The sequence below is a fragment of the Brachybacterium sp. UMB0905 genome (assembly GCF_002871795.1).
GTDB lineage: Bacteria > Actinomycetota > Actinomycetes > Actinomycetales > Dermabacteraceae > Brachybacterium.
The window spans coordinates 131,492-138,011 of record NZ_PNHL01000009.1 but is presented as its reverse complement, the minus strand read 5'-3'; the positions used below and the strand labels follow the sequence as shown (position 1 = coordinate 138,011).

The following is a 6,520-nucleotide window of genomic DNA, read 5'->3' as shown; positions in this document are numbered from 1 at the left end:
CAGCCGGGGACTGCGCAGATCGGGTCGATCTGCCGCAGCAACTCCTGCATCGACCGACTCACCTGATAGGTCTTCGCCGCCCGGGGCAGGAAACTGCCGTCCACGGGATCGGTCAGCACCCGGTGGAACACCGGGGCGTTCACCACGAGATCCCGGGCCATGGCGGGCGGGATCGGATGCGCCCCATCCACCTCACCGGGCGCATCCGACTGACCGAGCAGCGTCATCACGGGCACGGTGACGTTGATGCGGAACCCCGACTCCGGCACCTCAATACCCTCGGTCCCGAACGCGGTCCGGGTCAGGATCGCGTAACGCAGCGCCGCGAGACTCATAGGCCTGCCGGTTTCGGCGACAGTACCGAACACGTCAAACGGGACCGCGGCGGGGTCAAGCGAATGGGCGGCGTCGGCGAAGGAACGGGCGTCGTCATGGTCGGCCTGAGCAGTGGAGTCGCCCGCGAGCGGCCCCAGGTCGAACGGGAGTGTCGAGAGATCAATCGACCCCGCCGTGCCGTCGCCACAACCGGTTCTTTCGCCGCGTGCCGCGGCCAGTGCCTGCCGCTGCGCCATCTGCACCGCCCGCGCAGCAGCATCGAGCCGGTGACCGAGTGCGGTGATCTCCGGGACGGGGCCGGTGACCTGCAGGCAGGCGGTGCCGTCCATGTCTGGGGAGGTGAACACCTCGACGTTGCGCTGCTGGGTGGGGTGCTCTTGCTGCAGTCCAGCACCGAACCATGCGATGAGTATGCGTAGCTCGCGGTAGAAGCGGTTCACGTCAATGCCTGCGAGGTCCCACTCAGCGACCACGTCATCAACCTGACGACGCTGCTCCGGCTCGAGTCGGCGCGTGGAGCGGATCAACCACTCAAACCACTCCACCGGCAACACACCACCCGCGACGAGATCCAGGCACAGGGGCAGGTCACGGGTGGCCTGCACAGCATCACGCAGCTTCCCCTCCGCGCGCCCCACCTTGGAGCGCAGCCCCGCTGCGGCGATCAAGCAGTTCACGGCCAGTTCATCCGCCTCACCGGGATGGTCGTCATCCACGGTCCACAGCAGCGCCAGGTCACGGAGCTCTTCGGCGTAGAGGGTGCCGGCGAGGCGACGGCGTTCCTGCACCCGGACCATGAGCTGGGCTTCATCACAGTCCGCCTCCGAGCCCGAGCGCACCGCCGCTGCCGCAGGCGTCATCGCACCACGGCCACGAATGATCTTCCGCGGCGGGCCGGCGGTGGCGCAGGCCGCATCACTGCCGCGTCCGCCCGCCCGGGGAGCACGCGCGGGCTGCTCACCGCGAGCCTCCCGCGGCGAACCCACACCGCCCGGCCGCACATCATCGAGTCCCATCACGCACCCCCTTTCCGACGCCAGATCACGCTTTTATGAACACCTCCATGATCCCACCTGAAACCAACCCATGGAAGCCCTTGCCGCGAATGTGGATGATTTTGTGGATAAACCCCCACTGTGGAGGAAAGGTCGCGGCACACCGCCTCACGACGAGACACCCCTCCCCCTCCACAGCCCCGCCCACCCACACGCATATCCACAGGCCAGCACTCTGTCCACACCGCGCACCACGTCTGTCGGGGCTGTGTGATAGAGGGGCCGTGCGCACCTCTCACGCCGGACCGCAGGGACACCACAAGAGCCCCATGGGGTTCTAGCACGAAACTCATGGACGCCGCTCATGCATAGTCGCATGCGCGTTCGATACACGCCGCCGAGTACAGCCGTGCCCAGCACGCTTCTCCACTCGCGCACATCATCCGCAGAGCCCACCCGCAGAGCCCGCACCTACCGCCCGCGGCGCGCGTCAGCACAGAACCCTCCAGCCATCCACGGCTAGCCCGGCCGTGCATGATGGAGCCGTGCCCTCGCCGTGGAACATCCGCACCACCCCCAATCCGCTGATCCGGGCAGTGGGTCGTGGCCTCACTCGTCTCAACGCTCGGCATCCGTGGGATCACAACGCGCATTTCCGTCACTGGATCGAGCGCCACCTACCGGCAGCCCCGCAGAGGATTCTCGACGTGGGGTGCGGGAGGGGCGACCTGGTCGCGGCTCTCGCCGAGCGATCGTGTGAGGTCGTGGGGCTGGACCCGGATCCCGGCATGGTGACGCAGGCTCGTCGTCGCACGCACACGCTCACCAACGTCCGCATCCTCCAGGGCTCCCTCGCTGAGCACACCGCATCCTCGGAGCACCACGGCCGCTATGACGTCGTGACGATGGTGGCGTCCGTCCACCACATGACCCTCGATGAGGCGCTTGAATCCGCCCGGAAACTTCTGGCCCCGGGCGGACGACTGCTGGTCGTCACTCTCGTCCGTCCCGCCTCGAGGCTGGACCATGCCTGGGACATCCTCAACGCCCTCACCAACCCGCTGATCGGCCTCGTGAAGCATCCCCGACCCCACCGGAACGCACCCCGCCGGAACACCGAGGACGCGCAGGACACGTCGGACTCCATGCGGGGTCCGGCGATGCCCGTCCGCGATGCAACGTTCGCCCTTGCGCAGCTGCGCCGCGCGGCGCGCACCATCTTGGGGCCCGGTGCGGTGATCCGCCGCCGCGAAGGCTTCCGGGTGACGCTGCGCTGGTCGGCCCCCGAGAACGCCGACAGGCCCGTCACCCCCGCGGTGCCCGCGCCCCCGCGATGACCTCCCCGAGCCGCCCCATCGCATCCGCGATCACAGCAGGGGAGTGGGTGACGAAGCTCAGCCGCATGGTCGAGCGGTCCGGGTGGTCGGCGAAGAAGGACCAGCCCGGCAGGTACGCCACCCCGGCGTCGACCGCATCGGCCAGCATCTCCTGCGCGTCATACCCCTCGCCGAGCGCCGCCCACAGGAACATCCCGCCCTCGGGTCGGGTGAGGTGCGCCCCCGCGGGCAGGACGGGCTCAAGGGCAGCGACCATCGCGTCGCGTCGCTCCCGATACACCGCCGCCACGCGCGCCACATGCGCATCCAGGTCCGCAGTCTCGAGGTATCGCGCCACCGTCAGCTGATCGACCACGGAGGACTGCATGGAGATCGCCGCCTTCGCCACCGCCAGGGTGTCCCGGATAGGCCCTTCGGCCCGCATCCAGCCGATCCGCACCCCGGGGCTCATGAGCTTGCTCATCGAATTCAGCAGGATCGTGCGCTCACCCATTCCGGGCAGCGAGGCGATCGGCGCCCAGCGGTCACCGGTGAAGCTCAGCGCGCCATAGGGGTCATCCTCGATGAGTGGCACATCGGCTGCGAGCAGCACCTCAGCCACCGCCTCGCGGCGCGTCGGCGGCATGGTGCGGCCTGTCGGGTTCTGGAACGTCGGGATCAGATACACCATCTTCGGGCGATGCTCACGGATCGCCGCGGCCAGAGCCTCGGGGATCACCCCGTCGTCGTCCGTGTCCACGCCCACCATGTGCGCCCCGTGCACCGAGAACGCCTGCACGGCCGCCAGATACGTCGGGGATTCCACGAGCACCACGTCACCGGGCTCGAGCAGCGCCTGCGCCACCACGAACAGCCCCTCCTGGGATCCGGAGGTCACGCGGATCTGCCCGGCGTCGGTCGGGAGGTCGCGGGAGAGCCGACGGGCCGCCTGCTCGCGCAGCTCCAGCTCGCCCTCGCTCACCCCGTACTGCAGTGCCCGACGTCCCTGATGTGTGAGCACCCGGTCGTAGCAGGCGGTGACCTGCTCGAGGTCGAACAGCTCCGGGTCCGGGATGCCGCCGGCGAAAGAGACCACGTCGGGCCGTGCGGCGAGGGTGAAGATGTCCTTCAGCGGCGAGGTGGCCATCCCCGCGTAGCGTGCGGCGACGGGGAAGGTGAAGGGCTCGGGAACCTGCGGGGTGGTGGCGGGGGTGGTCATCCGCTCATCGTGTCACTTCTGCAGAGCGCCCTCGAGCACCAGCAGCGTCCGTTTCGTCTCGACGCCGCCCGCATACCCGGTCAGGCGGCCATCAGCAGCGAGCACCCGATGGCACGGCACGAGGATCGAAAGCGGGTTCGCCCCCACCGCCGCGCCGACGGCCTGCGCCGCCCTCGGCCTGCCCAAATCCCGGGCGATCGCGCCGTACGTCGTGGTCTGCCCGCGCGGGATCTGCCGCAGCAGCGACCACACCGCCTGCTGGAACGCGGTGCCCTCGGCGGCCGTCGGCAGATCCAGCTCCTCCCGCGTCCCGGAGAGGTACTCGAGCAGCTGATCGGCGGCGCGGCACAGGAAGGGGTCCGACGGGGACTCGGTGCCCAGCTGTGTGGGCGGCGGAAAGTGGGCCTGGCCGATGCGCCAGATGCCGCTGAGCGCCTCGCCCCGCGCGGCGAGGACATACTCGCCCAGCGGCGTGGTGGTGCGCAGGTGCCGGACCGCAGGAGTGGCCGATGGGGCAGAGGGAGCCGACGGAGCCGACGGGGTGGGTTCGGCCGATGGCGTAGAGGGGGCCGACGGGGTGGTGGGCGTCATGGGCCCAGGCAACACCGTCGGCCTGTGCGAGGCAAGGCCAGAGATGTGCGAGGCAAGGCCCGGGAACGGCGGGTGATACAGGGAGTGGCGGGTGATGCAGTCGACCCCGCACAACCCCGCGCAGCCCCACGTGAGCACAGTTCCCCGAGAGCTGGGTGTCCCCGGGCTGCCCGTGAGGCCCAACGCAAGCAGGTCACGGCCAGAAGTGGCCGTGACCTGCAGCTCTGTGGCTGATCGCCGTGGAGCGGATGACGGGAATCGAACCCGCACTATCAGTTTGGAAGACTGAGGCTCTACCATTGAGCTACATCCGCGTGGGTGCCCATTGAACCAGATCAGCGGCCCGCGGGCACCTCGAAGCGCGGACGCTGGGGCATGTATCTGCTCACAGCGCTGCCGAGCCGTTCGGGCATCGTGCGCAGGGACCGGGTAATATCCCGGGGGTTGCCCTCCGGGGTGTAGCTCAGCTTGGTAGAGCACCCGCTTTGGGAGCGGGACGTCGCAGGTTCAAATCCTGTCACCCCGACTCCGTCGCGAGGTCGCCGCCGTGCGCACCCCGAGGCGCTATCGAAACGTCCATCGACTGTCCATCAACAGGGAGACCTGACCAGTGAAGACCGAGTCCGAGAAGCTCAGCCCCACCCGGGTGAAGCTCACCGTCGAGGTTCCGTTCGACGAGCTCAAGCCGGCCCTGGAGGCCGCCACCAAGAAGATCGCCGATCAGGTGCAGATCCCGGGCTTCCGCAAGGGCAAGGTCCCCACCAAGCTCGTCGAGCAGCGCTTCGGCCGCCCCGCACTCATGCAGGAAGCCGTCAATGACGCCCTGCCGGAGTTCTACCAGAAGGCCGCCACCGAGGTGGAGCTCAAGCCCGTCGGCCGCCCCGAGGTGGAGGTCGGCAACGTGCCGGGCCTGGATGGCAAGGATGAGGGCAACCTCGTCTTCACCGTCGAGCAGGATGTGCGCCCCGAGATCGAGCTGCCGGACTTCTCCTCCTACGAGGTCGAGATCGAGGAGCCGACGGTCGACGACGACGCCGTGCAGGTGCGCCTGGATGAGCTGCGCGAGCGCTTCGGCACCCTCGTGGGTGTGGATCGCCCGGCCGAGGACGGGGACTTCGTCTCCCTGGATATGGTCGCCACCATCGACGACGAGGAGATCGAGTCCGTCGAGGGCGTCTCCTACCAGATCGGGCAGGGCAACATGCTCGAGGGTCTGGATGAGGCCCTCGAGGGGCTCTCCGCCGAGGAGACCACCACCTTCGTCTCCACCCTGGTGGGCGGCGAGCACGCCGGCCAGGAGGCGCAGGTCAAGGTCACCGCGCAGTCTGTGAAGGTGCGCGAGCTGCCCGAGGCCGATGACGAGTTCGCCGAGATGGCCTCCGAGTTCGACACCATCGACGAGCTCAAGGAGGACCTGAAGAAGCAGGCCGCCGCCGACGCCGAGGGCAACCGCGTGGCGCTCGCCCGCAACGCCCTGCTCGAGAAGCTCCTGGAGGAGCTCGAGATCCCGGTTCCCGAGCAGCTGGTCGAGGACGAGATCACCGCCCACCTCGAGAACGAGGGCAAGGAGGCCGGTGACCCGCACGGCGAGGAGATCCGCGAGGACACCGTCAAGGCTGTCCGGGCGCAGTTCCTGCTGGACGAGATCAACTCCTCCCGCGAGGTGAACGTCGAGCAGGACGACCTCATGAACTACATGACGGCGCTGTCCCAGCAGTACGGGATCGAGCCGAACCAGCTGCTGCAGATGCTCGCCCAGTCCGGCCAGCTCGAGCAGATCTTCGCTGAGGTCCAGCGGTCCAAGGCCCTGGATGTGGCGCTCGCCGAGGTGACCGTCAAGAACGAGCAGGGTGACGTGCTGGACCTGGGGCTGGCCCCGAAGGCCGACGAGGACTCCGCGGACGAGGACTCCGAGGAGAAGGCGGACTCCGAGGACACGTCTGAGGAGAAGGCCGAGGAGAAGAAGGCCCCCGCGAAGAAGGCCCCCGCCAAGAAGGCTCCCGCGAAGAAGCCGGCGGCCAAGAAGGCTTCGGCCGCAAAGGCTGAGGCGAAGGCTGACGACG

Annotated in this window: 5 protein-coding genes and 2 tRNA genes; 3 read left to right on the top strand and 4 right to left on the bottom strand. The window is 68.6% G+C overall.

Annotated features, from left to right (window positions below):
- A partial coding sequence (locus CJ197_RS10460; RefSeq protein WP_146007754.1) for a hypothetical protein occupies nucleotides 1-1,196 on the bottom strand: 1,196 nt, incomplete at its 3' end.
- A 680-nt stretch (nucleotides 1,197-1,876) separates the two neighbouring features.
- On the opposite strand from CJ197_RS10460, the gene CJ197_RS10455 reads away from it, so the two are divergent.
- The gene (locus CJ197_RS10455) at nucleotides 1,877-2,668 is read left to right on the top strand and encodes a bifunctional 2-polyprenyl-6-hydroxyphenol methylase/3-demethylubiquinol 3-O-methyltransferase UbiG (protein WP_102236683.1); all 792 of its coding nucleotides are present in this window, start codon (nucleotides 1,877-1,879) and stop codon (nucleotides 2,666-2,668) included.
- Here CJ197_RS10455 and CJ197_RS10450 read toward each other — a convergent pair.
- From CJ197_RS10450 to CJ197_RS10440, 3 genes are all read right to left on the bottom strand, one after another.
- Nucleotides 2,637-3,866, bottom strand: a complete 1,230-nt coding sequence (locus CJ197_RS10450; protein ID WP_102236682.1) for a PLP-dependent aminotransferase family protein — start codon at nucleotides 3,864-3,866, stop codon at nucleotides 2,637-2,639. The two genes, CJ197_RS10455 and CJ197_RS10450, sit on opposite strands and share 32 nt — an antisense overlap.
- Nucleotides 3,867-3,878: 12 nt before the next feature.
- Nucleotides 3,879-4,457 carry a methylated-DNA--[protein]-cysteine S-methyltransferase gene (locus CJ197_RS10445; protein WP_102236700.1) on the bottom strand — a complete coding sequence of 193 codons (579 nt, stop codon included), beginning with the start codon at nucleotides 4,455-4,457 and terminating at the stop codon, nucleotides 3,879-3,881.
- Between the two features lie 240 nt (nucleotides 4,458-4,697).
- Nucleotides 4,698-4,771, bottom strand: a tRNA-Gly gene (locus tag CJ197_RS10440).
- Nucleotides 4,772-4,909: 138 nt separating this feature from the next.
- Here CJ197_RS10440 and CJ197_RS10435 point away from each other — a divergent pair.
- Together CJ197_RS10435 and tig are read left to right on the top strand one after the other, a co-directional pair.
- Nucleotides 4,910-4,983: transfer RNA gene (locus tag CJ197_RS10435), tRNA-Pro, on the top strand.
- 84 nt (nucleotides 4,984-5,067) lie between these two features.
- Nucleotides 5,068-6,520: trigger factor (gene tig / locus CJ197_RS10430; protein ID WP_102236681.1), on the top strand; the 1,453-nt coding region annotated here is incomplete at its 3' end.

Bases quoted from the DNA above. Each gene is read 5' to 3' on its own strand.
- CJ197_RS10450 (WP_102236682.1), bottom strand. From the start codon at position 3,866: ATGACCACCCCCGCCACCACCCCGCAGGTTCCCGAGCCCTTCACCTTC.
- CJ197_RS10445 (WP_102236700.1), bottom strand. From the start codon at position 4,457: ATGACGCCCACCACCCCGTCGGCCCCCTCTACGCCATCGGCCGAACCC.